27 protein-coding genes are annotated in these 24049 nt (G+C 66.7%); 15 read left to right on the plus strand and 12 right to left on the minus strand.

Going from position 1 to position 24049, the window contains the following annotated elements:
* The first annotated feature begins 1 nt into the window (after position 1).
* The 9 genes from K3U96_RS08500 (at position 2) to K3U96_RS08540 (ending at position 6663) form a co-directional block, all read left to right on the plus strand.
* Positions 2-412 carry a Zn-ribbon domain-containing OB-fold protein gene (locus K3U96_RS08500; RefSeq protein ID WP_220692706.1) on the plus strand — a complete coding sequence of 137 codons (411 nt, stop codon included), beginning with the start codon at positions 2-4 and terminating at the stop codon, positions 410-412.
* A 55-nt stretch (positions 413-467) separates the two neighbouring features.
* Positions 468-1490 (plus strand): ferredoxin--NADP reductase, encoded by a 1023-nt coding sequence (locus tag K3U96_RS08505; RefSeq protein WP_220692707.1) that lies wholly within the window; start codon positions 468-470, stop codon positions 1488-1490.
* A 22-nt stretch (positions 1491-1512) separates the two neighbouring features.
* Positions 1513-2256, plus strand: a complete 744-nt coding sequence (locus K3U96_RS08510; protein ID WP_220692708.1) for an SDR family NAD(P)-dependent oxidoreductase — start codon at positions 1513-1515, stop codon at positions 2254-2256.
* Positions 2257-2286: 30 nt separating this feature from the next.
* On the plus strand, positions 2287-3558 hold the full coding sequence (locus K3U96_RS08515; protein ID WP_220692709.1) for an aromatic ring-hydroxylating oxygenase subunit alpha: 1272 nt from the start codon (positions 2287-2289) through the stop codon (positions 3556-3558).
* 3 nt (positions 3559-3561) lie between these two features.
* A complete protein-coding gene (locus K3U96_RS08520) occupies positions 3562-3897 on the plus strand; it encodes a hypothetical protein (RefSeq protein WP_220692710.1) in 336 nt (111 codons plus the stop codon).
* A 14-nt stretch (positions 3898-3911) separates the two neighbouring features.
* On the plus strand, positions 3912-4757 hold the full coding sequence (locus tag K3U96_RS08525; RefSeq protein WP_220692711.1) for a TauD/TfdA dioxygenase family protein: 846 nt from the start codon (positions 3912-3914) through the stop codon (positions 4755-4757).
* A 115-nt stretch (positions 4758-4872) separates the two neighbouring features.
* Entirely contained in the window at positions 4873-6171 is a 1299-nt protein-coding gene (locus K3U96_RS08530; RefSeq protein WP_220692712.1) for a cytochrome P450, read from the plus strand.
* On the plus strand, positions 6168-6359 hold the full coding sequence (locus K3U96_RS08535) for a ferredoxin (RefSeq protein WP_069407448.1): 192 nt from the start codon (positions 6168-6170) through the stop codon (positions 6357-6359). Before K3U96_RS08530 ends, K3U96_RS08535 begins: the two co-directional genes overlap by 4 nt.
* 16 nt (positions 6360-6375) lie before the next feature.
* The gene (locus tag K3U96_RS08540; protein ID WP_220692713.1) at positions 6376-6663 is read left to right on the plus strand and encodes a DUF1330 domain-containing protein; all 288 of its coding nucleotides are present in this window, start codon (positions 6376-6378) and stop codon (positions 6661-6663) included.
* Between the two features lie 165 nt (positions 6664-6828).
* On the opposite strand, the gene K3U96_RS08545 is transcribed toward K3U96_RS08540, so the two are convergent.
* The 8 genes from K3U96_RS08545 to K3U96_RS08580 form a co-directional block, all read right to left on the minus strand.
* Entirely contained in the window at positions 6829-7029 is a 201-nt protein-coding gene (locus K3U96_RS08545; protein WP_220692714.1) for a ferredoxin, read from the minus strand.
* The gene (locus K3U96_RS08550; RefSeq protein WP_069407451.1) at positions 7026-8228 is read right to left on the minus strand and encodes a cytochrome P450; all 1203 of its coding nucleotides are present in this window, start codon (positions 8226-8228) and stop codon (positions 7026-7028) included. The genes K3U96_RS08545 and K3U96_RS08550 overlap by 4 nt, the downstream gene beginning before the upstream one ends.
* 113 nt (positions 8229-8341) lie before the next feature.
* Positions 8342-9136 (minus strand): NAD(P)-dependent oxidoreductase, encoded by a 795-nt coding sequence (locus K3U96_RS08555; protein ID WP_220692715.1) that lies wholly within the window; start codon positions 9134-9136, stop codon positions 8342-8344.
* Positions 9137-9164: 28 nt separating this feature from the next.
* Positions 9165-9983 (minus strand): NAD(P)-dependent oxidoreductase, encoded by an 819-nt coding sequence (locus tag K3U96_RS08560; protein WP_069407453.1) that lies wholly within the window; start codon positions 9981-9983, stop codon positions 9165-9167.
* On the minus strand, positions 9983-10807 hold the full coding sequence (locus K3U96_RS08565) for an alpha/beta hydrolase (protein WP_069407461.1): 825 nt from the start codon (positions 10805-10807) through the stop codon (positions 9983-9985). The genes K3U96_RS08560 and K3U96_RS08565 overlap by 1 nt, the downstream gene beginning before the upstream one ends.
* A 41-nt stretch (positions 10808-10848) precedes the next feature.
* A complete protein-coding gene (locus K3U96_RS08570) occupies positions 10849-12492 on the minus strand; it encodes a thiolase C-terminal domain-containing protein (protein ID WP_220692716.1) in 1644 nt (547 codons plus the stop codon).
* Positions 12489-12800, minus strand: a complete 312-nt coding sequence (locus K3U96_RS08575) for a ferredoxin (RefSeq protein ID WP_372514933.1) — start codon at positions 12798-12800, stop codon at positions 12489-12491. Before K3U96_RS08575 ends, K3U96_RS08570 begins: the two co-directional genes overlap by 4 nt.
* Positions 12797-14098, minus strand: coding sequence for an NADH-ubiquinone oxidoreductase-F iron-sulfur binding region domain-containing protein (locus K3U96_RS08580; RefSeq protein WP_220692717.1), 1302 nt, complete (start codon positions 14096-14098; stop codon positions 12797-12799). Before K3U96_RS08580 ends, K3U96_RS08575 begins: the two co-directional genes overlap by 4 nt.
* 36 nt (positions 14099-14134) lie before the next feature.
* Between K3U96_RS08580 and K3U96_RS08585 the strand changes: the two genes are divergently transcribed.
* Positions 14135-14608, plus strand: coding sequence for a hypothetical protein (locus tag K3U96_RS08585; RefSeq protein ID WP_069407457.1), 474 nt, complete (start codon positions 14135-14137; stop codon positions 14606-14608).
* A gap of 45 nt (positions 14609-14653) precedes the next feature.
* Here K3U96_RS08585 and K3U96_RS08590 read toward each other — a convergent pair whose 3' ends face one another.
* From K3U96_RS08590 to K3U96_RS08605, 4 genes are all read right to left on the minus strand, one after another.
* On the minus strand, positions 14654-15565 hold the full coding sequence (locus K3U96_RS08590) for an alpha/beta fold hydrolase (protein WP_220692718.1): 912 nt from the start codon (positions 15563-15565) through the stop codon (positions 14654-14656).
* Complete coding sequence (locus K3U96_RS08595; protein WP_069407462.1) at positions 15562-15954, minus strand: Rieske (2Fe-2S) protein; 393 nt, start codon at positions 15952-15954, stop codon at positions 15562-15564. Before K3U96_RS08595 ends, K3U96_RS08590 begins: the two co-directional genes overlap by 4 nt.
* A 61-nt stretch (positions 15955-16015) precedes the next feature.
* A complete protein-coding gene (locus tag K3U96_RS08600) occupies positions 16016-17158 on the minus strand; it encodes an amidohydrolase family protein (protein WP_069407459.1) in 1143 nt (380 codons plus the stop codon).
* Between the two features lie 27 nt (positions 17159-17185).
* A complete protein-coding gene (locus tag K3U96_RS08605) occupies positions 17186-18274 on the minus strand; it encodes an amidohydrolase family protein (RefSeq protein ID WP_220693454.1) in 1089 nt (362 codons plus the stop codon).
* 273 nt (positions 18275-18547) lie between these two features.
* On the opposite strand from K3U96_RS08605, the gene K3U96_RS08610 reads away from it, so the two are divergent.
* Genes K3U96_RS08610 through K3U96_RS08630 form a run of 5 tightly spaced genes read left to right on the plus strand, consistent with a single transcriptional unit; the run spans position 18548 to position 24047 of the window.
* The gene (locus tag K3U96_RS08610; RefSeq protein ID WP_220692719.1) at positions 18548-19546 is read left to right on the plus strand and encodes an acyl-CoA dehydrogenase family protein; all 999 of its coding nucleotides are present in this window, start codon (positions 18548-18550) and stop codon (positions 19544-19546) included.
* Positions 19530-20717 carry an acyl-CoA dehydrogenase family protein gene (locus tag K3U96_RS08615; RefSeq protein WP_220692720.1) on the plus strand — a complete coding sequence of 396 codons (1188 nt, stop codon included), beginning with the start codon at positions 19530-19532 and terminating at the stop codon, positions 20715-20717. Before K3U96_RS08610 ends, K3U96_RS08615 begins: the two co-directional genes overlap by 17 nt.
* A gap of 1 nt (position 20718) precedes the next feature.
* Positions 20719-21945 (plus strand): acetyl-CoA C-acetyltransferase, encoded by a 1227-nt coding sequence (locus K3U96_RS08620; RefSeq protein ID WP_220692721.1) that lies wholly within the window; start codon positions 20719-20721, stop codon positions 21943-21945.
* Between the two features lies 1 nt (position 21946).
* Positions 21947-22726, plus strand: a complete 780-nt coding sequence (locus K3U96_RS08625) for an enoyl-CoA hydratase/isomerase family protein (RefSeq protein ID WP_220692722.1) — start codon at positions 21947-21949, stop codon at positions 22724-22726.
* 22 nt (positions 22727-22748) lie between these two features.
* Positions 22749-24047 (plus strand): acyl-CoA dehydrogenase family protein, encoded by a 1299-nt coding sequence (locus K3U96_RS08630; protein ID WP_220692723.1) that lies wholly within the window; start codon positions 22749-22751, stop codon positions 24045-24047.
* The last annotated feature ends 2 nt before the right edge of the window (positions 24048-24049 follow it).

Below are 24049 nucleotides of genomic sequence, written 5' to 3' on the forward strand. Positions count from 1 at the left end.
CATGCCGACTTTCGAGCGCCCGATGCCGGTCAAAACGCCCACCACCGCGCCGTTCTGGGATGCGTTGCGCGAGCACCGCATCGTCATCCAGTACTCGCCGTCCATGCACGCCTACGTGTTCTACCCACGGGTTCGCGCGCCACGCACGCTCGCCGACGACCTGGAATGGCGCGAGATCTCCGGCATGGGCACCCTGTACTCCTACACCGTGGCGCGCCGCCCCGTCGGGCCGCATTTCGCCGACGCGGTGCCGCAGTTGCTCGCGATCGTCGAATGGGACGAGGGGCCGCGGTTCTCCACCGAGTTGGTCAACGTCGACCCGTCCGACCTCGAAGTGGGCATGCGGGTGCGGCCGGTGTTCTTCGACTATCCCGAGCACGACGTCACGATGCTGCGATACCAACCCGCGTGACCGCATGAACTGACCCCTTGAGATCAATCACAAGTACTTGATACTGTGGGCGGCGATGGCCGAGGATTTTGCGCCGCTGCGCATCAAGCGGGTGGTGCGAGAAACGCGCGACGCAGTGTCGCTGGTCCTCGACGTGCCCGCCGAACGTGCCCATTGCTTTCGCTACCGGGCCGGCCAGTTCGTGACGCTGCAGGTGGACGTCGGCGGCGACCGTCATCGGCGGTGCTATTCGATGTCGTCGTTCCCGCATTGCGGGGACGAGTTGCAGATCACCGTCAAACGCGATCCCGGCGGGCTGGTTTCGAACTGGTTGAACGACACCGCCGCACCGGGCGACGAGATCTCCGTCGCACCGCCGGAAGGGCGTTTCATCCTCGGCGAGGACGAGCGCGCTGCCCGCGATCTCGTCGCCTTCGCCGGCGGCAGCGGTATCACGCCCATCTTCTCGTTGATCGGCAGTGCCCTGGCGAATTCGACGCGTCGGGTGCGGTTGTTCTACGCCAACCGGAGCCGCGAATCGGTGATCTTCGCTGCCTCGCTGAGCGCGCTGGCCGAGGAAAATCCCGACCGGCTCACCGTGACACACCATTTCGACGACGAGTCAGGTGTCGTCAATCCAGCCACTGTCGAGTCGGTTCTCGACGTAACCACCGACGCCGATTACTACATCTGCGGTCCTGGACCCTTCATGGACACCGCTGAACAGACCATCCTGGCGTCCGGCGTGCCACGCACCCGGCTGCACCTCGAGCGTTTCGAGGTCGCCCCGCCGCCCACGGACGCTGTCGCCGCTTCCTCCGAGGTCACCGAGAAGATCATCATCGAGCTGGATCGTAAGACCACCACCGCGGCCTACCGGCGGGGCAACACGCTGCTGCAGACCGCGCGCATGGCCGGCCTACGCGCACCGTCATCCTGCGAAACCGGTTCGTGCGGCACATGTATGGCCCGGATCGTCTGCGGCAGCGCCAGGATGCTCAACAATGATGCGCTCGATGACGACGAGGTGGCCGACGGGTGGGTGCTGACGTGCCAATCGCTGCCCACCAGCCCAACCGTGCACGTGGTTTACGAGTGATGGATATGAAGGGGCGGATTCGATGAGCCGCGTAGCGGTGGTTACCGGAGGCGCTTCCGGCATGGGCGAAGCGACCTGTCACGAACTTGCCAGGCGCGGTCACCAGGTCGCCGTACTCGACCTCAACGGTGAGGCGGCCCGACGGGTCGCCGAGGACGTGAGCGCGACCGGCGCCACCGCGCACGGCCACGCTGTCGACGTCAGCGACCGCGCGGCCGTCGAGGCGGCGTTCCACACGGTGCGTGACACGTTGGGCCCGGTACACATCCTGGTGACCAGCGCGGGCGCGGTGGACTTCGCGCCGTTCACCGAGATCAGCGCCCAGGCCTGGCAGCGGCTGATCGACGTGAACCTCACCGGAACATTCCACTGCTGTCAGGTCGCGGTGCCCGACATGCTCGCCGCCGGCTGGGGCCGCATCGTGATGATCTCGTCGTCCAGCGCGCAGCGCGGGTCGCCGGGTATGGCCCACTATGCCGCGTCCAAGGGCGCATTGCTGTCGCTGACCAAATCACTTGCCCGAGAATACGGTCCGGCGGGCATCACCGTGAACAACATTCCGCCCTCAGGCATCGAAACGCCCATGCAACACCAGTCGCAGGCCGCCGGACATCTGCCACCCAACGAGCAGATGGCCGCCAGTATCCCGCTGGGACATCTGGGCACCGGTGACGATATCGCCGCCGCGGTGGGGTTCCTCTGTTCTGAACAAGCCGGCTTCATCACCGGACAGACCCTCGGCGTCAACGGCGGGTCGGTGATGTGATGGGAATCCAGATGACACAGGGAGGTTCGCATGGGTAAGTGGCCAAAGCCCGCGGAGGGCAGCTGGACGGAGCACTACCCGCAGCTGGGTACCGGGCCGATCTCGTTTCGGGACTCGACCTCACCGGATTTCTACGAACTCGAACGTGAGGCCGTGTTCAAACGGGCCTGGCTCAATGTCGGGCGCGTCGAGGACGTGCCACGCGCCGGCAGTTACTTCACCAAGGAGATCGACGCGGCCAGGGTCTCCGTGATCGTCGTCAAGGGCCGCGACGAGACGATTCGGGCGTTCTACAACATCTGTCGCCACCGGGGAAACAAACTGGTGTGGAACGACTTTCCCAACGAAGAGGTGAAAGGCAAGTGCCGGCAGTTCACCTGCAAGTACCACGGCTGGCGCTACGATCTCGCCGGCGAGCTCAAGTTTGTGCAGCAGGAAGGCGAGTTCTTCGACCTGGACAGCTCGCAGCGCGGGCTGCGCCCGGTGCACTGCGATGTGTGGAACGGCTTCATCTTCATCAACTTCGACCCGGCGCCGAAATGGAGCCTGCGCGAGTACCTCGGCCCGATGATCACCGCCTTGGACGACTATCCCTTCGAGTTGATGACCGAGCGTTACGAATTCGAAGCGCACAACAACAGCAATTGGAAGATCTTCGCCGACGCGTTCCAGGAGTACTACCACGTACCCTCCCTGCACTCGCAGCAGGTGCCCAGCGCGGTGCGCCAACCCGACGCCACCTTCGAGTGCGGGCACTTCCAGATCGACGGGCCGCACCGGCTGGTGTCCACCGCGGGCACCAGGCGGTGGCTGCTCGAACCGGACTACATGTATCCGGTCGAAAGGGCCACCCGCAGTGGGCTTGTCGGCCCTTGGCACACGCCGGAGACGCACTTCTCGGCAGGTCTGAACCCGGGCGGGATCGAGCCTTGGGGCATCACCAACTTCCAGATCTTCCCCAATCTGGAGATCCTGATCTACCACGGCTGGTACCTGCTGTACCGCTACTGGCCGACGTCGCACAACACGCACCGGTTCGAGGCCTATACCGCCTTCCATCCGGCCCGCACCGTGCGTGAGCGCGTCGAGCACGAGGTCGCCGCGGTGGTACTCAAGGAGTTCGCGCTGCAGGACGCCGGGATGCTGGGCGGCACGCAGGCGGCGCTGGAGTACGGACTGGGCGAGCCGATAGTCGACGACTTCCCGCTCAGCGATCAGGAAATCCTCGTCCGTCACCTGCACAAGGTGGCCGTGGACTGGGTCGAGCAGTACCAGGCCGAACACGCACCGGTGGGGGTGTGACCCATGACCAACCCACGCCTGCCGAGCGCTTTCGCCGAATTCGAGCGGTTCGCCGAGAAGTGGTGCCTGGCAACCGAGCCCGAACGGTGGCAGGCCCGACTGGACACCCCGATGCCGCAGATCCGAGAGTTCTACGATGCGTTCTCGCCGCGCTTCGAGGAAGCGATCGACTACTGCGACAAGTTTCCGCTCGACGACGTGCCCGAAGATGCGCTAAACCTGCTGCACCTCATCTACTCGATGATCATGGTGTCGATGGCCGTCGAGGTCTTCGGCCAAACCAAACCCACCGACTCCGCCGATGCCGTCATCAACCGCATCAGCGCGCCGGTGCCATGACGGAAGGATCCACCGTGAGCGTGCTGACCATCGACAAGCTCACCTCGACGGTCGGAGCCGAGGTGACCGGGCTGGACCCGGCCGCGCTGGGCCAGGACGACGCGCTGGGTGCCGCTGTGCTGGACGCGTTGGAAGACAACGGTGTGTTGGTGTTTCCGAAGCTGAACCTCGACCCGCAGGCGCAGGTGGCGTTCTGCCGTCGGCTCGGCGAGATCGATCATTCCTCCGACGGGCACCATCCGGTCGCGGGGATCTATCCGGTCACGCTCGACACGTCGAAGAACTCGTCGGCGGCCTATCTGCGGGCGACGTTCGACTGGCATATCGACGGCTGCACTCCGACCGGCGACGATTACCCGCAGAAGGCCACCGTGCTGTCCGCGGTGCAGGTGGCCGAACGCGGCGGTGAAACCGAGTTCGCCAGCAGCTACGGGGCCTACGACGCGCTGCGCGACGACGAGAAGGCCCGGTTGGCGTCGCTGCGGGTGGTGCACTCGCTGGAGGCGTCGCAACGCCGCGTCACTCCCGATCCGACTCCCGAACAAGTGGCGCGGTGGCGGTCCCGGCCGACCCACGAGCATCCGCTGGTGTGGACCCACCGCAGCGGTCGTAAGTCGCTGGTGCTCGGCGCCTCGGCGGATTACGTCGTCGGAATGGACCGCGACGAGGGTCGGGCGTTGCTGGCCGACCTGTTGGACCGCGCGACCGGAGCAGGCCAGGTGTACCGCCACGACTGGGCCGTCGGCGACACCGTCATCTGGGACAACCGCGGCGTGCTGCACCGGGCGGCGCCGTACGACCCGGACTCACCGCGGCTGATGTTGCGGACCACCATCCTGGGGGACGAACCCATCCAGTGAGCGCTGGGCGGGTGCACAGCCGCCTCGTTGACGCCGACGTCCGGCTATGGAAATCTAATACTTACCTGACGAGAATCACGTTCTCAAAGGTTGAGATCATCGAACGGAGTTACGCATGGCGGAGGACCTCACCTCGGTCGACTTCTTCCGGGACGGTCGTCTGACCGACGACCCGTTCCCGTTCTACGCGGCACTTCGCGACAAGTGCCCGGTCAGCCGCGAGGACCACTACGGCGTGACGATGGTGACCGGATGGCAGGAGGCCGTCGAGGTCTACAACGACGCGGACACGTTCTCCTCCTGCATCTCGGTCACCGGTCCGTTCCCCGGGTTCCCGGTGTCCCTGGAAGGTCTCGAGGACGGTGACATCACCGACCTGATCGTGGAGCACCGCGACGAGATCCCGTTCAGCGACCAGCTGCCGACGCTGGACCCGCCCACCCACACCAACCACCGCGCGTTGCTGATGCGGCTGATCACCCCCAAGCGCCTCAAGGAGAACGAGGACGCGATGTGGCAGCTCGCCGACGACATCCTCGACGACTTCCTCGCCCCGGGACAGGGAGAGTTCATCAGTGGGTTCGCCGCGCCGTTCACGCTGCGGGTGATCGCCGATCTGCTCGGCGTGCCCGAGCAGGACCGCCCCGAGCTTCTCGAACGGCTGGCCCGCGGCACCCACGGCGGCGGGCTGGGCAACGCCGACAAGACCCTGACGAAGACGCCGCTTGAGTACCTATACGACGTGTTCGCCGAGTACGTCGAGGACCGCCGTCGCACGCCCCGTGAAGACGTGCTGACCGGGCTAGCGACCGCGACGTTCCCGGACGGAACCGTGCCGGAGGTGGGCGACGTCGTCCGGGTGGCCACCAACGTGTTCTCGGCAGGCCAGGAGACGACGGTGCGGCTGCTGAGCACCGCGCTGAAGGTCCTCGGGGACCGCCCCGACATCCAACGCAAACTGCGCGAGGATCGCAGCCTGCTACCGAATTTCATCGAGGAGTGCCTGCGCATCGAGAGCCCCGTCAAGGGGGACTTCCGGTTGTCGCGGGTGCCGACCCAGATCGGCGATCAACCGCTCGGTGCCGGCTGCACGGTGATGGTGATCAACGGTGCGGCCAACCGCGATCCACGCCGCTTCGAAGACCCGGACAGCTTCGATCCGGAGCGTAAGAACGCCCGTCAGCACCTGGCGTTCGGGCGGGGTATCCACAGCTGCCCTGGCGCACCGCTGGCCCGCGCCGAAACCCGCGTCGGACTCGAGCGACTACTGGACCGCACCACCGACATCCGCATCAGCGAGGCCCATCACGGCCCCGCCGGCGCGCGCCGGTACAACTACATCCCGACCTATATCCTGCGCGGGCTCACCGAACTGCACCTGGAGTTCGACCTCGTCGACGGTGATGCCGGATGAAGGTCACCGTCGACGAAGACCGCTGCGCCGGCCACGGCATGTGCCTGACGCTGTGCCCCGAGGTGTTCCACATGACCGACGACGGCTGGGCGGTGGCCAGTCCCGACGAGGTCCCTGCCGGTCTCGAGGATGCCGCTCGAGACGCGATTCAAAACTGTCCTGAACAAGCAATCAGCGAGATCGACTGACCGATAAGGAGTCTCAGTGCCCAAGGCTTATATCCTCATCACCGAGGACGTCAAGGACCCGGCTGGGATGGCGGAGTACGGCAAAGTGGCCAGCCAGACGATGGCCGCCGCCACGCTGCTGGCGTTCGACCAGAAGGCCGAGGTGATCGAGGGCACCTGGCACGGCACGCAGACGGTCTTGCTCGAGTTCGAGTCCGAGGAAGCCGCCAAGGCCTGGTACCACTCCGACGAGTATCAGTCCGCCGCGAAGCTGCGCCAGGCCGCCGCGGACTGCAACGGCGTCATCCTGCACGGCATCGGCTGAGTTTGCGACGAAATAGCATTCCGGGCAGTAAATTCGCCCGATCAGCGACCTGGAATGCTATTTCGCGGGAATGTCAGCGGGGCTGTAGCGGGGCGATCGTATGTTCCCAGCACCAGGCGGCGTGAAATCCGCCGTGTACGAAGACGAAACGCATCTACACAAGCGCTACTGCTCGACGATCGAGATGGCCTGTCGCGGACACTGACGGACGGCTTCCTTGATCTGCTGCTCGTTCTCGGGAGTCACGTCGTCCTGCAGGACGTGCAGATAATCCTGATCATCGAGGTCGAACACCTCCGGGATGATCCCCATGCAAATGCCGTTCGCCTCGCACAACTCGAAGTCGACGACGACCTTGCGCGTCACTTCAACACCCGTACTGGTACGCGACTGTAACCGCCGACGTTCTGCATGTGCACGCGCTCCAGGCCGTCGAAATCCACCTCGAAACGCGGCATGAAGTCGAGCAGATGTTCCAGCGCGATAACGCTTTCCAGCCGGGCCAAGGCGGCGCCGAGGCAGCTGTGGATGCCGTAGCCGAGCCCGAGGTTCTGCGCCTGGGTGCGGTCGCGGGTGATGTCGAACGATTCGGCGTTGTCGAACGCACGCGGATCCCGGTTGGCCGCGGCCTTCATCAAGAACACGGGTTTGTGCGCGGGAATGGTGCCGTTTGGCACTTCGGCCTCTTTCAACGTGTAGCGCACGTTGTACTGCACCGGGCCGACGTAGCGCAGCAACTCCTCGACGGCGGCGGGCACCAGGCTGCGGTCGTCGAGCAGCATCTGCCACTGTTCGGGGTGCCGGGCGAACTCGACGACCGCGCTGCCGACCAGCTTGGTGACGGTCTCGGCGCCTGCTCCGCCCAACAGCGTGGTGAACCCGGTGATCTCGATGTCGTCGAGCTTGCGTAGGTTCCCGTCGTCGTCGGGGATCTCCGCGGCGATCAGCCGGCTGATCATGTCATCCTGCGGGTTGGCACGCCGCTCCTGGACCAGGCCGTAGTAGTACACGCCGGAGTCGATATTGGCCTGCATGTTTTCTTCGGAGAGCTCGAGCTGGCCGGGCTTGCGCTCCAGGCCCTTGTCGATCCAGTGCCGCACCTGCTGGCGGAACTCCTCGGGCACACCGGCCATCCGGGTGATCACCTCGACCGGGAAGGGGCCGGAGAAGTCCTGCACCACATCGAAGTTGTCCGGATCGACGTCGGACAGGTACTTCTCGACGAGTTCGGTGATGGTCTCGCGCTGGGACTGGATGGCCCGTGGCGTGAACGCCTTGTTGAGCAGGCTGCGCATGTGCCGGTGCTCCGGCGGGTCCATGAAGATGATCGACTTCACGGGCCCTTCCTCGGAGCGCACCATCGCCAGGTCGCACCCACGCGACGAGGAGAACGCCTCGTGGTCCTTGAGTGCCGCGGCCACGTCGGCGTGCCGGGTCAGCGCGTAGAAGTCCTCGTCTTCGTCGTAGTAGATCGGCGCTTCGTCACGCATCCGCTGGTAGATCCCGTACGGGTTCTCGAAGAACTCCTGCGACACCGGATCGAACACCAGTTTGGGCTTGGTCATGGTCTCCTCTTTCGCGGCGGGCTAGTGTCCGCTTTCGTTACGCGAGGCTGCGTTTATGTAACGCCAATAGTATGCCTCACGGGATGCTTTTGAGTAGTCGAAATCGCCGCTAGTCACTGGTGAATTCCCGCAGCGATGACGTCGTCGAGCAGGCCCAGATCGCTGCCCAATTCCGCGGCGATTTTCCGCACCACCTCGACGTCCTTGCCGATGAACTCGGCGGTGTCGTCGACGAACGCCGCCACCGAACCGCGCATGGCGATGAACTCGCCGACCCGGCTGGCCCCGCTCCCGTGGGTGATCGAGGACAGCAGGTTCTCCTCGTCGACCCCGAAGCGGTCGCCGAGCGCGACGGCCTGTCGCAACAGCCCGATCTGGGCGGCGAACAACGCGTTGTTGACCAGCTTGACCGCCTGCCCGGCGCCGAGCCGACCGACATGCAGGATCGGGTCGCCGTACGCCTCGAGCACCGGGCGGGCGCGGGCCACCGCGTCGTCGGAACCGCCGACGAACAACGTGAGCGTGCCCCCGGCGATGTCGTGCGGGCCGCCGCTGACCGGTGCGTCGACGACGTCGATGGCCGGGCAGCGGGCGGCGACGGCCTGTGCGGTGCGTGGGCTTCCGGTGGTGTGGATGACCAGCACCGCACCTGGGGCCATGGCGGATATCAGGTCGCTGGATGTGCAGACCTGCTGGACCTGTTCGTCGGTGAACACACAGACGATGACGACGTCGGCGTCGTCGGCGACCGCGGTCAACGCGGGGACCGGCTGCGCGCCCAGATCGCGTACCGCCTGGCACTTCTCGTCGGTCCTGCCGAGGGCGCGGACCTCATGGCCGGCTTCGACCAGACGGCTCACCATGGGCGCACCCATTCGGCCCGCCCCGACGAACCCGACGCGTGTCATAGGGGCGCTCCGCTGTTCGCGCAAGCGCTCATCGCGGATAGTCCATTGTCGTCAACGCTGCATCGGCTGCGGCGAACACGGCACCTTCGGGCGCCGAGACGTTGGCGGCGATGCTGGCCGCGTGCCTAACGTCCTTCTGCAGCAGCGCACCGGCGATCGGTGCCAGCCCCTCGACGGTTCCGCCGAACACCGCGATGCTGCCCAGTGCCTTGCTGGTGGCCGAGCCGCCGTTGAGTACCTCGGCGAGGCGCTCCCGCGGAATGCCCAGGGCCGCACCCAACTCCAGGGTGCTCACCGCACTGCCGAGGTTGGCGGTGAACAGCAGGTTGTTGAGGATCTTGGTGACCTGACCGCTGCCCAACGGGCCGAGGTGCACGATGGGGTCGGCGTAGGTCGCGAACACCGGACGGCAGCGTTCGGCGACGTGCTCGTCGCCGCCGACCATCACCAGTAGCTTGCCCTCCTCGACCGCGGGACCGCCGCCGCTGACCGGCGCATCGAGCACCGAGACACCCTGCGCAGCAGCACTTTCGGCGACCTCCCGGCAGGTGTCGGGATGCACGGTGCTGTGGATCGCGATGATTCCACCCGATGCCATTCCGGCAAGTACCCCGTTCTCGCCGTACAGCACTTCCCTGACGTCGTCGTCGCCGACCACGCACAGGCACACCAGGTCGCTGGCCGCGCCCAACTCGGCCGGCGAGCCCGCGGTCTTGGCGGCCGTATCCGCATACGGGTCGAGGCTGGCCTGCCTGCGCGCCCACAGCGTGGTCTCGAAACCGCCGTCGGCGATGCGCCGGGCCATGGGTCCGCCCTGGCTGCCGAGTCCGATGAATCCGACGCGCATCAACCCGTCTCCAATCCTTGTTGTGCCAGAACACATTCCTCGACGAACGCGAGCACCTTTGCGTGGTACGCATCGGCAGCCACCGACAACGAAAGGTTGTGCCCGCTACCGGCTTGTTCGTTGACGACGAACCGCGGCGCCGAGGTGAACATCGCGCCGATCTGCGCCAACATCTGCGGATCCGATCGCCACACCCGCTCGAACTCGGCGACGCTGAACTGCACCGGCACACGCACCTGCGACGCGAGGGCGGGAAAGTCCTGCCGCGGCCAGTTTTTGGTCACCTCGATTTCGTAGCGCGCCCCGCCCGAAGAGTTCGTCATACCGGACAACACCTCGGGTGGATACACGTGCTCGGGCGTCCAGAGCAGCTCGCGCAGCCCGACGGGTCGCTGGTTGGCCATCGTGGCCTTCATGATCTCGGCCATCGCTGCGGTGTACCGAACCCCGGACCCCGCCAGCTCGAGCCCGAGCACGTCGGCGCCCAACTCAGTGGCCATCCGCAGCGCCATCTCACAGCCGGCCGAATGGCCCATGAGAAACACTCCGGCGCCGCGCGGCTTCGTGCCGAGCACCTTGTCGAGCGCACCGGAGGCCAGCGCGACGCGCTGTTCGGGGCGGTCCATCGCCTCCGGGTAGGGCGCCGAACTGCCGTAGCCGGGCCGGTCCAGTGCCACCGTGGTGTAGCCCGCCGCGGCGCCCGCGCGGAGCAGCGACAGCTGCGGATATCCCGGGCAGTCGAAATACGCTGCGGTGGTGGATCCGCCGTGGAACGCGACGATGACCGCCCGCGGATCGTCGACCTCGGCCACCAGTCCCGACATGGGCACTCCGTCGGCGAGCACGACGCGCGGGCGCGGGGTGCTCACGTGTCCGTCCGCATCAGCAGGACCCCGCTGGGGGTGAGGCCGCCGCTGCTGGCGACCGCGACCGTGGCGCCTGGCACCTGACGTTCTCCGGCGGCGCCGCGCAACTGGGTCACCGCCTCGTGGATCAGGCCCATCCCGTGGGTGCGGCCGTGGGACAGCTGGCCGCCGTGGGTATTCAGCGGAATGACCCCGTCGCGGGCGATGGCCTTACCGCCGTCCAGGAAGTCCTTGGCTTCACCGATGCCGCAGAAACCGAGCGCCTCCAGCCACGACAGGCAGTTGAACGAGAAGCCGTCGTACAACTGGGCGACGTCGACATCCTTGGGCCGCAACGAGGTCCGCGTCCACAGATGCGCTGCCTGGCCGAGTACCTGGGGTTCGTGGGTCAGCGTGGACTGGTCCCAGTCGGTGCGCTCGACGATCTGGGTTCCGACCGCCTCGAACAGCACGGGCTTGTGCGGCAGGTCTTTTGCGGCCTCGACGGCGGAAACGATCACGGCCACCGCGCCGTCGCAGGGCACGTCGCAGTCGTACAGCCCGAAGGGTGTGGTGATCATCCTGGCGCTCAGGTAGTCGTCCATGCTCATCGGATCGCGGTAGATGGCCGTCGGGTTCAGCGCGGCGTTCGCGCGCTGATTCATCGCGATCCAGCCCAGCGTTTCCCTGGTGGTGCCGTAGCGGTCGAAGTGGCGCTGCGCGTTGAGCGCCAACGTGTGCGCGGCCGACATCGCGCCGAACGGCATCTGCCAACTGGGGGTCCGTGCCCCACCCGGCGGAGATGCCTTGCCCTCCTTCATCAACTGCTGGAACGTCGCCTCCCACAACGTGCGGAAGCACAGCACATGACGCGCCATACCGGTGGCGACGGCCATCATGGCGGCGATGACCGAACCGCCCGGCCCGAACGTGTCCATGCCGCCGTTGATCCAGGTGGGCCGCAGCCCCAAGGCGTTCTCCAACGCGGTCACGCCGCCCTCGCCCATCCCGGCGACGTCGAGCCCGGGATATGTCGAGAGCCCGTCGATGTCGGAGAACGTCAGGCCCGCATCGGCGACGGCGGCTTTGCACGCCTCGATGGTCAACGACAGCGGAGGAACCATCAACCGCCGCCCGAGCCGCGATGCGCCGATGCCGGTGATCGCCGACTTGTCTTCGAACCGCTCGGTGGTCAGCGGCGCCCGCACGTACCGGCCGACGTCCTCGGGTGCGACGTCGTCGGCTGCGGCCGGGCCGGCCTGGTCGTCGGCGGTCGGCCGGAACACGGGCAGCCACACGTCTTCCAACTTCTGGAAGTCGACCTCGACGGTTTGACCAAGGGTCAGTTCATCGGGTTCGCAGTCGACGATGTTGGTGGTCAACCGGACCCGCGGATCCTCGACGACGGCGACCTGGGCCACCACGTACGGGGGCGGCAGGTCGACGAAGCCGAAACGGTGGTTGACGGTGAAGGCGCTCAACGTCGCCTTGCCCGACACGTCGCGCACCCCCATGTTGTCGCTGCGGCAGTACCGGCACACCGGCTGAGGGGGATGGATCAACGCCTGGCAGTCCAGGCACTCTTGGATGCGCAACACCCCGTCAGCGCCTGCGGTCCAGAAGAACTCGTTTTGTACCGTCAGCTCCGGTAACGGCCGGGTCACCGAACGAACCCCGAGATCGCCTCGCTGTCATCGGTTTCCGGCTCCGGCTCAGGCGCCTCCCTGAATTCGGGATGGTCCTTTTGATCGTCGGACGGCCGGTGTTCACCCAGGTAGATGATCGCGTGCACCGGACAGTCCAGTAGCGCCCGCATCACCGCGTTGCGGTCCTTCTCCGGCACCGTGCCATCGCCCACCAGCGACGCATATCCCCAGTCGTCGAGCGAGAAGTAGTCCGGTGCGTGTTTGGCGCAGGCGCCGAAGCCGTCGCAGATGGTGCGATCGAGCCGAATCCGCAAGCCGTCACTCATGGTTGAGCCACCGCCTCCACTTCGTAGGGCCGCACGGCGGCGTATGCCGCGGTCCGGCAGGCCGGGCAGTCGTTCGCCAGATGGCGGGTGATCAGCTGCGGAAACTGCCGCAACAGGCTGGCGGCGATGTTGGTGGCGCCGTCGAGGGTGCCGCACGCCCCGCGGCCGCGCAGCACGACCGACCACCGCTGGAGCCGGGCCACGTCCTCGTCGGTGGCCACGCCGTCGCGCAGTGCGCACAGCACCGCGGCCATCGCCGCCGTGCCGTTGAAGCAGGACCCGCACTGTCCGGCGTTCTCGCGGTCGAAGTAGGACATCACCGAGGCCGCGACGGCGACCGGGCAGTCGTCGGTGAGGATCGAGATGGCGCCGCACCCCAGCCCGGCGCCCAGCCGTCGCATCGACTCGTGATCGAGGGTCGCATCGAGCACGTCGGTGTTCAGCAGCCCGGCGAAGTAGCCGCCCATCAACGCCCCCCGTACCGACTCGGCGTTCACGCCGTACACCTTGAGCAATGTGGAAAACGCTGCGCCGTGCGGGATTTCATAGAGTATCGGCGGGCGCCCGGCACCGGTGATCGTCGCGAGGAACGTACCCGGTGACATCGGGGTGCCGACCGCGCGAAAGCCCGCAGCGCCGTGCTCGTGGATGAACGGCAGGTTCGCCAGCGTCTCGACGTTGCTGACCATTGTCGGAAGGCCCAGGACCCCTTCCTCGTAGGGCCGCGGCGGTTTGTCGGTCGGCTTGGCAGGTCCGCCGTTGATGCGCCGCACCGCGGCGGTCTCCTCGCCGGCGACGTAACCGGGATCGACGGTCAGGACAGTGACCTCGGTGGCGCCGAACGTCTGCGGCGGGAGTTCGGCCAGCGCGCCGGTCACCGCCGTCGCCGCCCGGGTGTCGGAGACGTACACGTACGCGCGGCCCGCGCCGACGATCGCGGCGGCCAGCCGCAGACCGTCGAGCACCAGGTGCGGCCGGTTGCGAAGCAGCCAGCGATCCTTGACCGAGGCGGGTTCGCCCTCTTCGCCGTTGGCGACCACCACCGTCTCGGATCCGCGCCGTGCGGCGTCGCGCACGGTTCGCAGCTTGGTGCCCAGCGGAAACGCCGCACCGCCGCGCCCCAACAGCCCCGAGAGGTCGACCTGCTCCAGAAGCGCATCGGCGTCGGGCAGCGGCCGGTAGCCGCCAGCCGGTGCGTACTCGGCGTGGCTCTCCGGTCCGAGCTGCCCGGCGCGCAGCAGCCGGGGTGCACAGTCCGGCCACGCCGCGACGATGAGATCGGTTGCCGTGGAGGTCATGACACGTCCTTCCTGCCCGCGGCTAGGCTGACGCACATGAGGACCGCGGTGGTGCGTGTCGGCGTCGACAGGGCCGGTGAGCTGACGCCGGCGCAGCTAACCGACGGCATGACACGCCTCCGTGACATGGCCGCGACGGCGGGTGTGGAGGTGGTGGAGAACAACCTGGCTGCGCTGCCGCCGAAGCGACGCGAGGTGGAGCTGCTGATCGACGGTGAAGACCCCGACGAACTGCAGCGGTGCGCGGTTGACCTGTGCGCCGGGGCGTTCGGCACGACGCCGGTGCCGGGGGTGCTCACCTACATCAGCCGCGGCACCGATGCCGACGCCCGTGGCGTGCTGGCCGGTCTGGGGCTGACCGGTGATATCGAACGGGTGGCGGGGGAGGACGGCTGGGACGTGGTGCACGTGACGCTGCGGCAGGCCGATCTGGAGCGGGTTCCCGAAAGCCGCGTCCACACCGCGCTCGAGGCGTCGCTCAACTGCGAAGTGCACATCCGCACCATCTGATCGCACGACACCCGGCCGACTGCGGGATACCTTCGCGGGGGTCATCTAGCCGTCCAGAAAGTTCAGGATCGCGGGCGCGGCCTGCACCCACGTGTCGAACATGTTGAACCGCTTGACCTTTCCCGAAGCCCGAGCTTCCCCGGCCCGCTCCCAGGCGTCTTCGGGCCACGGCGGGTCGATCAGCGTGGACCCCTTGATCAGGCAGCTGACCTCCAACGAGGTCCGCTTGGGATGGTCAAGGTCGTTCTCGCCGCCGCGGATGATTAGCGTGGGCACCGTGATGTTGTCGAACATCTCGTCTTCGACGCCGGGGATGGTCTGGCCCGGTTTCGGTACGAAAGCGTTGAGCCAGCGCATCATCAACTTGAGGAACTCGTCGGCGTCGATGGCCAGGAAGCGCTCGCGGTTGGCCGGGTTCTCCGCGATCCGCTGCTTCCATTCGTCGACCGCGACCACGCCCTTCATGCCTGCGCCGCGGACGGCAAGGATGCTCGGCACGATGTAGTAGGAGCCCAGCACGAACGATCCGTAGACCCCGCCGACGATGTTCCACACCACCAGCTTCCGGACGATCTCCGGATACAGCATCGCGGTCAGCATCGAGTCGCGGGCACCGCCCGACCCGCCGGCGATGATGCAGGGCCCGATGTCGAGCCCGGTGATCAGCGCGTGCAATGTCTGGGCGCGCATGTGAGATTCGCTCTGGCCGTAGAACTGCACGTCGGACTTGCCGCAGTTGGGCCGGTCCCACAGCAGCACCCGGTAGCCGCCCTTGACGAGCTTCTGAGCCAGCGGCCGCAGCCCCTCGATGTCCTTGCTGAACCGGCCGCCCGGCGTCAGCGCGATGAAATCGCCTTCCTTGCCGAGGATTTCGTAGACGACGTTGCCGCCGTTGACCTCGAAAACCTTCTCGCCGCGCTTGAGCTGGGGTCCGGGCTTCTTTTCGGTTGTGGTCATGCCTGTACGAGCACCTCGTTACCAACGATCCGGACCGGGTAGGTCCGGATGCTCCATTCGGGTTTGACAGCAGTGGTGCCGGTGGCCAGCTCGAAACCCCACTGGTGCCACGGGCAGTAGATGAACTCCAGGTCGCGGACCATCACCGCATCGCCCGGAACGCTCTCGTCGACGATATTGCGCCCACGCGCGCGTCCTGAACACAGCGGACCGCCCTCGTGCGGACAGTAGTTCGCGATTGCATAAAACGTGCCGTTGACGTTGTAGACGCCGACGCCGTGCCGGCCGATGGGCACGAGTTTGTGTGTCCCGGGCGGTATTTCGTCGACAGTAGCGACGACATGTTCACGCCCCTGGGCCAGCCGGGGCGGCTTCTTCTCTTGAGTTATTTCTCTGCTCGTCCCCTGCCCTGCGGGCGTGGGCCCATCGCTCGTGCTCTCCGTAGTCAATTCAGAACACCCGCACCTGGCCCTCAAGCGCCGGAACCGTCTCAGGCAGCTTGTATGTCGCGATCCCGTTGCGGAACATCACGGCCTCGCGCGCATGCTGGGGCAGGTGCTTGACCAGCCAGCGCGGATCGTCGAACGTCCAGTGCGGGTAATCCGAGGAGAACAGCAGGATCTTCTCGCACTCCATCCACTCGAACGCGCGGCTGAGCTCGGTTTTGTCCTCCGGATAGTCCAGCGGCTGGGTGGTGAACTTGATGTGGTCCTTGACGTATTCCGAGGGCTTGCGCTTGATGTCCACCCAGGACTTGCGGGCCTCGTAGATGGCGTCCATCCGCCACATCAGGGGCAGGATCCAGGTGAACGCGTGCTCGACGAACACCACGCGCAACGTGGGGAACCGGTCGAACACGCCGTCGAAGATCAGGCTCATCACCTGGTTTGCGGCCAGCAGCGAGTAGGTGACCATGAAGTCGTGGTTGTAGCTGGGCAGCCCGACCGGCGGCATGGGCAGCTCTTCGTGGTGGCTGCGCGAGAGGTGACAGCTGACCGTGATGTCGTGCTTGGTGGCCGCCGCCCAGATCGGGTCGTACTTCGGGTCGCCCCATGACGGCCGTGGTTCGGCCTTGATCAGCGTCTGCGCCATATACGGATGTCCGGCCCAGCGCTCGATCTCGCGCGCGCTGGCCTGGGGGTCCTCGATCGCCAGGCAGATCGACCCGCGCCAGCGCTCGTGCCAGTTGTTGTGGCTGTCGAGCCAGTGGTTGGCCTGCCAGTCGTTCAGCGCGACAGCCATCGCGTGTTGGGTTTCAACCGTGCGGGCCGGATAGGCGGCGGGTTCCAGGATCGCGATGTCGGCGCCGGCCTCCATGATCAGCTGCTTGAACGCCAGATCGGGGTCACTGCAGGCGAACTCGCCGTCGGGCGGGAACGTGTCGACACGCATCGCGTAGGAGTGCGCGTAGTCGGGGGCGTCGTAGTAGATCTGCTCACCGACTTTGCGGGTCAGGAAGTACTTGCTGCGCCACGGCTCGGGGATGTACTGGACGAGCTCGCCGCGCCGCGGGGCGGGATGCACATCGGAGTCGACACAACGAACGGCGATGCGTTCGGCTGCCGGCTTTCGTGCTGTCACTGTGACCGTCATCCTGGCCTCCCTCTCAGAAGTCTTCTATCACTTTGCGCTGATGCCGGCCCCGACGTCGATGCCATAGAGTTCCGCGGCGTTTCGCCAGCACAGTTTGTCGCGCTGTTCGGTGGTGTAGGACGCGGGCACCGTGAGCGTGTTGTGCTGCCAGTGCGGATAGCTGGAGCCGAACATCACCATGTTGTCCTTGCCGGTGAAGCCGAACCATTCACCGGCGAACTCGGTGTCTCCGGGCCCGTCGAGCGCACCCTGGATGAAATAGACGTGGCCGGGCAGATAATCGCTGGGCATCTTCGGGGCCCACGGTGTCTGCTCGAGGTGCGGCCTGCCGAAACAGTCCATCCGCCAGATGAACGGGGTGAGCATGTCGGCGGCTCCGTCGGCCCAGACGAACTTCAGCGCGGGCATCCTCTCGAATACCCCCTCGGCGATCATGTTCATCAGGTGATAGAGGTAGTTGAGCGCCATGAACCCGACGTACTGCTCGTAGGTGCGGGTGTTGCCCGAAGGCGTCGGCGCCGACGCAATCCCCGCACCGACCTCGATGTGCACCGCAACGGGCAGGTTCGCCTCCACCGCCGCCTCCCACAACGGCCAGAACTGCGGCTTACCGTAGAGATCACGCGACTGCAGCGGAACCCCGATCTGTACGACGCGCGGATGGTCCTTGTACTTGGCGATCTCGCGCAACGCGCCGGTGATGTCGTCGGGGTTGACCCGGATCGTGCCGCGGTACCGCTCGGCATACGAGCTGTCCTCAAGCCAACGCGACACCAGCATCTCGTTGTGAGCGGCGGCCAACGCCGTGCCGAGGTGACGGTCGGGCATGATGCCCCGGGTCATCGGATGCAGAACCGCGACGTCCACGACGCCGTCGTCGAACAGGTGCTTGCCGACGAACTCGGGATCCGACCCCGGATACTGACGGTCGGGGCCCTCGGTGCCCGGGGCGTACTCGCCGCCGGGTGCGCCGTACCAGTCCATCTCGTAGTCGGGGAACCCGCGGCTTCGAAACGGCTCGCGAAGGATGCTGCGCAGGTCCTTGTTCGACTTGCAGAAGACGTGCACGCTGGCATCGATGACGGGGGTTCGTGCGCCGTCGGGATGTTCGATCACCTCAGGCCTCCGATGTCGGTCGGGCGGACCGATTTCCAGGTTGGGCAGCAGCACGTGCAGGCGCCGGGCATATCCCCATAGTAAAGCCTTGTTCTTCAAAGGCAAGAATTGTGTTCTCCAGCGGTTCGCTTACTTCTGTGCAGGTCAGAGTGTGCGCTGGTCAGTCGCTTGGCATGCATCGGTCGAAACGCGGTAGTACGCTGCCGAGAACGATTACAGCATCTAAAGAGAATGTTATTCTCATGCCGACTCACCTATCCCGGGAGGCCCTTGGTGTTACTGGAGTTCGACGCCGACCAGCGGCTCTGGCAGGAGACCGTGCGCGACGCGGTGACCAAGCAGTGCCCGGCGTCCCTGGTCCGCGGCGTGGCCGAGAACGGGGTCGATCCGACCCCGCTGTGGAAGACCTACGTCGACGCCGGCTGGACCGAACTCAGCGACGCCGAAAACGCCGTCGAGTTGGCGATCGTGCTCGAAGAACTGGGCCGAGCCACCGACCCCACCCCGTTTCTGGCGACCCTGACGCAGTTCGCCCCGCTCGCCGGTGACCGGTTCGACCCGCAGCAGGTCGGCACCGCGGTGTACGGCGGCGTGGCCGCCCATCGCGACGCCGAGGGCTGGGTGCTCGACGGGACCGCGCGTCACGTGCTCGACGGTGACCGCGCGGATCGGCTTGCCGTGGTCACCGAGGCCGGCGTGTTCGTCGTCGACGCCGGCCAGGTCAGCACCCGGCGCAGCGCGGTGTTCGACCCGGTGCTGCACATCGCGGAGGTGTCCTTCGCCGACGTGCGGGTGCCCGACACCGCCCGGATGCACGTCGACGCCGAGAAGGCGCGTCATGTCGCGCTGACCGGGCTGGCGATCACGATGGTCGGGGCCTGCCAGCGCATCCTCGATCTGGCGCTGGAGCACGTCAAACAGCGCCAGCAGTTCGGCGTCGCGATCGGCTCGTTCCAAGCCGTCCAGCACAAGGCCGTCGACATGCACGTGGCCACCGAACGGGCGCGTGCGCTCGCATACTTCGCGGCGCTGACCATCGCCGAAGACGACCCGCGCAGGCGCCTGGCCGCCGCGATGGCCAAGGCGTCGGCCGGTGAGGCCCAGGCGGTGGTCTTCCGCAACGGCCTGCAGTTGTTCGGTGCCATGGGTTTCACCTGGGAGAACGATCTGCAGTTCGCGTTGAAGCGGGCCAAGGCCGGCGAGCATCTGCTCGGCGGGGCCGCCGAGCACCGCGCGATCATCGCCGAGGAGTTTCATGCAGCTGACTTTTGATCCCGACGTCGAGGAGTTCCGCGCCGAGTTCGCGGCGTTCCTCGACGAGCATCTGCCGTCAGCGGCGCAGACCCTGGAGCGGCCCCGTTCGGTATCGCATATGCCGCAGTGGGCCAGGGACTGGCAGCGGCTGCTGTTCGACAACGGCTGGCTGCTACCCGCCCAGCCGCCCGAGTTCGGCGGGCGCAACGCCACGGTGCTGCAGCAGTTCGTCCATCTCGACGAGCTGTGCCGGCGCCGCATCTATCACAGCTTCAACCCGCAGGGTGTGAACATCGTTGCCGCGTCGCTGCTTTCGTTCGGCTCCGACGAGCAGAAGCACCGCTGGGCGGTGCCGGTGCTCAAGGCCGAGATCACCGCGTCGCTGGGGATGAGCGAACCGAGCGCCGGCTCCGATCTGGCGTCGCTGCGCACCCGCGCTGAGCTTGTCTCTGACGTGGACGAGCCCTACTTCGTCGTCAACGGTCAGAAGGTGTGGACGTCGGGTGCGCACGACGCCGACTTCCTGTTGACGTTTGTGCGCACCGACCCGGATGCCCCCAAGCACAAGGGCATCAGCGTGCTGATCATCCCCACCGACACCCCCGGCGTGGTGTGCCGTCCGTTCGCCGACCTGTGCGGTGAGCAGCACAAGGACTTCAACGAGGTGTTTTTCACCGACGCGCGGGTGCCCGCCGAGAATCTCGTCGGCCCGCTCAACGGCGGCTGGGGCGTCGCCAACGGTTCGCTCGGCCATGAACGCACGATGATGTGGCTGGGTTTCGCCGACCGCATCGACAACATGATCGCCGACTTCCGCCCCGCGGATGCGCTGCAGCGCGACCAATACGCGACGACAATCATGGATTACCAAGCGTTGCGGGCGATGGGTTCAGCGGCGCTGGCCCGAGCCGCGCGCGGAGAGATGGACACCGCGTCGGTGTCGGTGCTCAAGCTGTTCGGATCCGAAGCCGAGATGCGGGCGATGGACACCGCATTCACCGCCTCGGGCGCGGGCGGGTTGATCCATCCGTCGACGACGGGTAGATACGAGCACATGAACCTCGACCACTACTTCGCCAGCTGGTTCGAGCGGTATGCGCGCAGCTTCTCCGGAACCATCGCCGGCGGCACCTCGGAGATCCAGCGCAACATCATCGCCACCCAGGTCCTTGGGCTGCCGCGGCGCTGACATGGACGCCTGGATCGTCGACGCCGTACGCACACCGAGGGGTCGGGGCCGGGCCGACGGCGCCCTGCACGGAATTCACCCGCAGGAGCTGTTCGCGCAGTGCCTGAAATCCCTCTGCGCCAGAACAGGTTTCGATCCGGGTGACGTCGACGACGTGGTTGCGGGCAACGGAATTCTGGCCGGCGAGCACGGCGACGACATCGCGCGCCTCGCGGTGCTTCTCGCGGGCTGGCCGGAGACCGTGCCCGGAATGACGCTCAACCGGTTCTGCGGTTCGGGCCAGCAGGCGATCACGGTCGCGGCGACCGGCGTGGCCAGCGGCGTGCAGGATTTGGTGGTCGCGGGCGGTGTCGAGTCGATGTCGCGGTGGAGCGTCGGCGTCGGCGTGCCGACGATCGACGGCGACAACCCGGCGTTCCGCGAACGTCATCCCACGGTGCCGCAGGGCATCTCGGCCGATCTGATCGCCTCGCTGGAGAAATTCAGCCGCGAGGACGTCGACGCGTACGCCGTCGAGAGCCAGCGGCGCGCGGCCGAGGCGATCGCGGCAGGACACTTCGACCGCTCGGTCATCGCGGTGACCGATGCCGGCGGTGAGGTCACCCTCGATCGCGACGAACATCCCCGGCCCGGAACGACTCTGGAAAAGCTGGCCAAGCTGCCGCCGGCGTTCGCGCAAATGGGCGCGGCCCGCGTCGACGGTGAGGCCGCCACGTTCGACGAGATCTGCCTCGACCGGTATCCGGGGCTGACGGCCATCGAACACGTGCACCACGCGGGCAACTCCTCCGGCGTGGTCGACGGTGCGGCGGTGGCGGCGGTGGCATCCCGACGGTGGCTGGACGCCAACGGCGTTGCCGCGCGGGCCAGGATCCGGTGCACGGCGGCGATCGGCAGCGAACCGGTCATCATGCTCACCGCGCCGGGACCCGCCGCCCAACGGTGTCTGGAGAAGGCCGGGATGTCCGCCGACGACATCGATCTCTGGGAGATCAACGAGGCGTTCGCGGCGGTGCCGCTGAAGACCATCCGCGACCTGGACCTCGATCCGGCACGGGTCAACGTCAATGGCGGGGCGATCGCGCTCGGCCACCCGATCGGGGCGACGGGAGCCATGCTCATCGGCACCGTCCTCGACGAACTCGAGCGCCGCGACCTGAACACCGGGCTGGTCACGATGTGCACGGGCGGTGGCATGGGCACGGCCACCATCATCGAGCGGGTCTGACATGCCCGAGGCGCTGATCGTCGACCGGAACCAACCCGGCATCGTCGCCCTGCAGCTCAACCGGCCCAGGCAACTCAACGCGATCAACGAGATCATGCGCGACGAACTGGCGCAGGCCCTCGCCGAGATCGCCGCCGATACCTCGGTCAACGCCGTGGTGCTGACCGGCGCCGGGCGCGGGTTCTGCTCCGGCATCGACGTGCGTAATTTCGGTCCCGGAATGTTGGAGGCATCGGCACCGGCGATCGACCGGATGCGCTTCCAGGAGACGATGGCCGCACTCCCGCAGGCCATTTGGGCCCTGCCGCAACCGGTGGTGGCCGCCGTGAACGGGCCGTGCGTCGGCGCGGGCCTCGCGCTGTGCCTGGCCGCCGACATCCGGATCTGCTCCACGGCGGCGAGTTTCGGTAACGCCGCGATCCTGCTGGGGCTTTCGGGTGCGGAGATGGGCATGAGCTACCACCTGCCCAGGATCGTCGGTACCAGCGTCGCGGCGGACTGGATGTTGACCGGGCGCAGCGTCGGCGCCGAGGAGGCCGACCGCCGTGGGCTGGTCAGCGAGATCGTCGAACCGGACCGGTTGGCCGAGCGCGCATTCGAGATCGCGTCGACGATCGCCGGTCTCTCGCCGCTGGGTGTTCAACTGACCAAGCGTGCGCTGCAGACCAACACCGACGCGGCGGGCCTCGCGGCCGCCATGGAATTGGAGAATCGCAACCAGGTGCTCAGCCACGCCACCGACGAAGCCGCGCAACGACGTCAGAAGTGGTCAGACACCTGAAGCGCCGACGGAAGGACGGGCGATGGCCTGGGATTTCTCGACCGACCCCGAGTGGGCCGAGCAGCTGGCGTGGGTTGCGGAGTTCGTCCGTAGCGAATGCGAGCCCATCGACCTGATCGTCAAGGAGTCACACGACCTCAACGATCCGGTGCGCCAGGCGCTGATCCCCCCGCTGCAGGAGATCGTGAAAGAGCGCGGGCTGTGGGCCACCCACCTGGGGGCGCACCTCGGCGGTCCCGGCTACGGCCAGGTCAAACTCGCGCTGCTCAACGAGATCCTCGGCCGGTCCGAGTGCGCGCCGATCGTGTTCGGCTCCCAGGCACCGGATTCCGGCAACAGTGAGATCCTCGCGCACTACGGCACGCCCGAACTCAAACAGCGGTACCTGGAGCCACTACTGGACAACCGGATCGTGTCGTGCTTCTCGATGACCGAACCCCACGGCGGCGCCGACCCGAAGGTGTTCACCACCACCGCCACCCGCGACGGCGATCACTGGGTGATCAACGGTGAGAAGTGGTATTCGTCGTTCGCGTCGATGGCGTCGTTCATCATCGTGATGGCGATGACGGATCCCGAAGCGCCGCCGTACGAACGCTATTCGATGTTCGTCGTGCCCGGCGACACACCGGGGATCAACGTGCTGCGCGACGTCGGGCTGGGCTATCAACCGCTCGGCGGCGGCGGGCGCGAGGGATATGTGCGCTACGAGAACGTCCGGGTTCCCGACGACCACATGCTGGGCCCGCGCGGCGGTGCGTTCGTGGTGGCCCAGACCAGGCTCGGCGGCGGGCGCATCCACCACGCCATGCGCACCGTCGGGTTGGTGCGGCGGATCTTCGACATGCTCACGGAGCGAGCGGTGTCGCGCTACACCCAGGGATCGGTGCTGGCGGACAAGCAGATGGTGCAGGAGATGATCGCCGACTCGTGGATGGAGATCGAGGCGTTCCGGCTACTGACGCTGCAGACCGCGTGGAAGATCGACCAGTACAACGACTACAAGGCGGTGCGTGCGGACATCTCCGCCGTCAAGGCCATGATGCAGAAGGTGTTACACGACGTGTCGGCGCGGGCGTTGCAGTTGCACGGTTCGCTGGGCACCTCGCATGAGATGCCGTTCGTGCAGTACCTGACGGAGTCGTTCGTGCTCGGACTGGCCGACGGGCCCACCGAGGTGCACAAGGTGACGCTGGCGCGGCTGCTGCTCAAGGACGTCGAACCCGCGCCGGACGTGTTCCCGTCCGAGCACCTGCTGCGGCTGAGGGCAGCCGCCGAAGCCAAGTTCGCCGACAAACTCGCGGGTATTCCGCGCAACTGAGG

It is taken from the genome of Mycolicibacterium holsaticum DSM 44478 = JCM 12374, assembly GCF_019645835.1.
Classification (GTDB): domain Bacteria; phylum Actinomycetota; class Actinomycetes; order Mycobacteriales; family Mycobacteriaceae; genus Mycobacterium; species Mycobacterium holsaticum.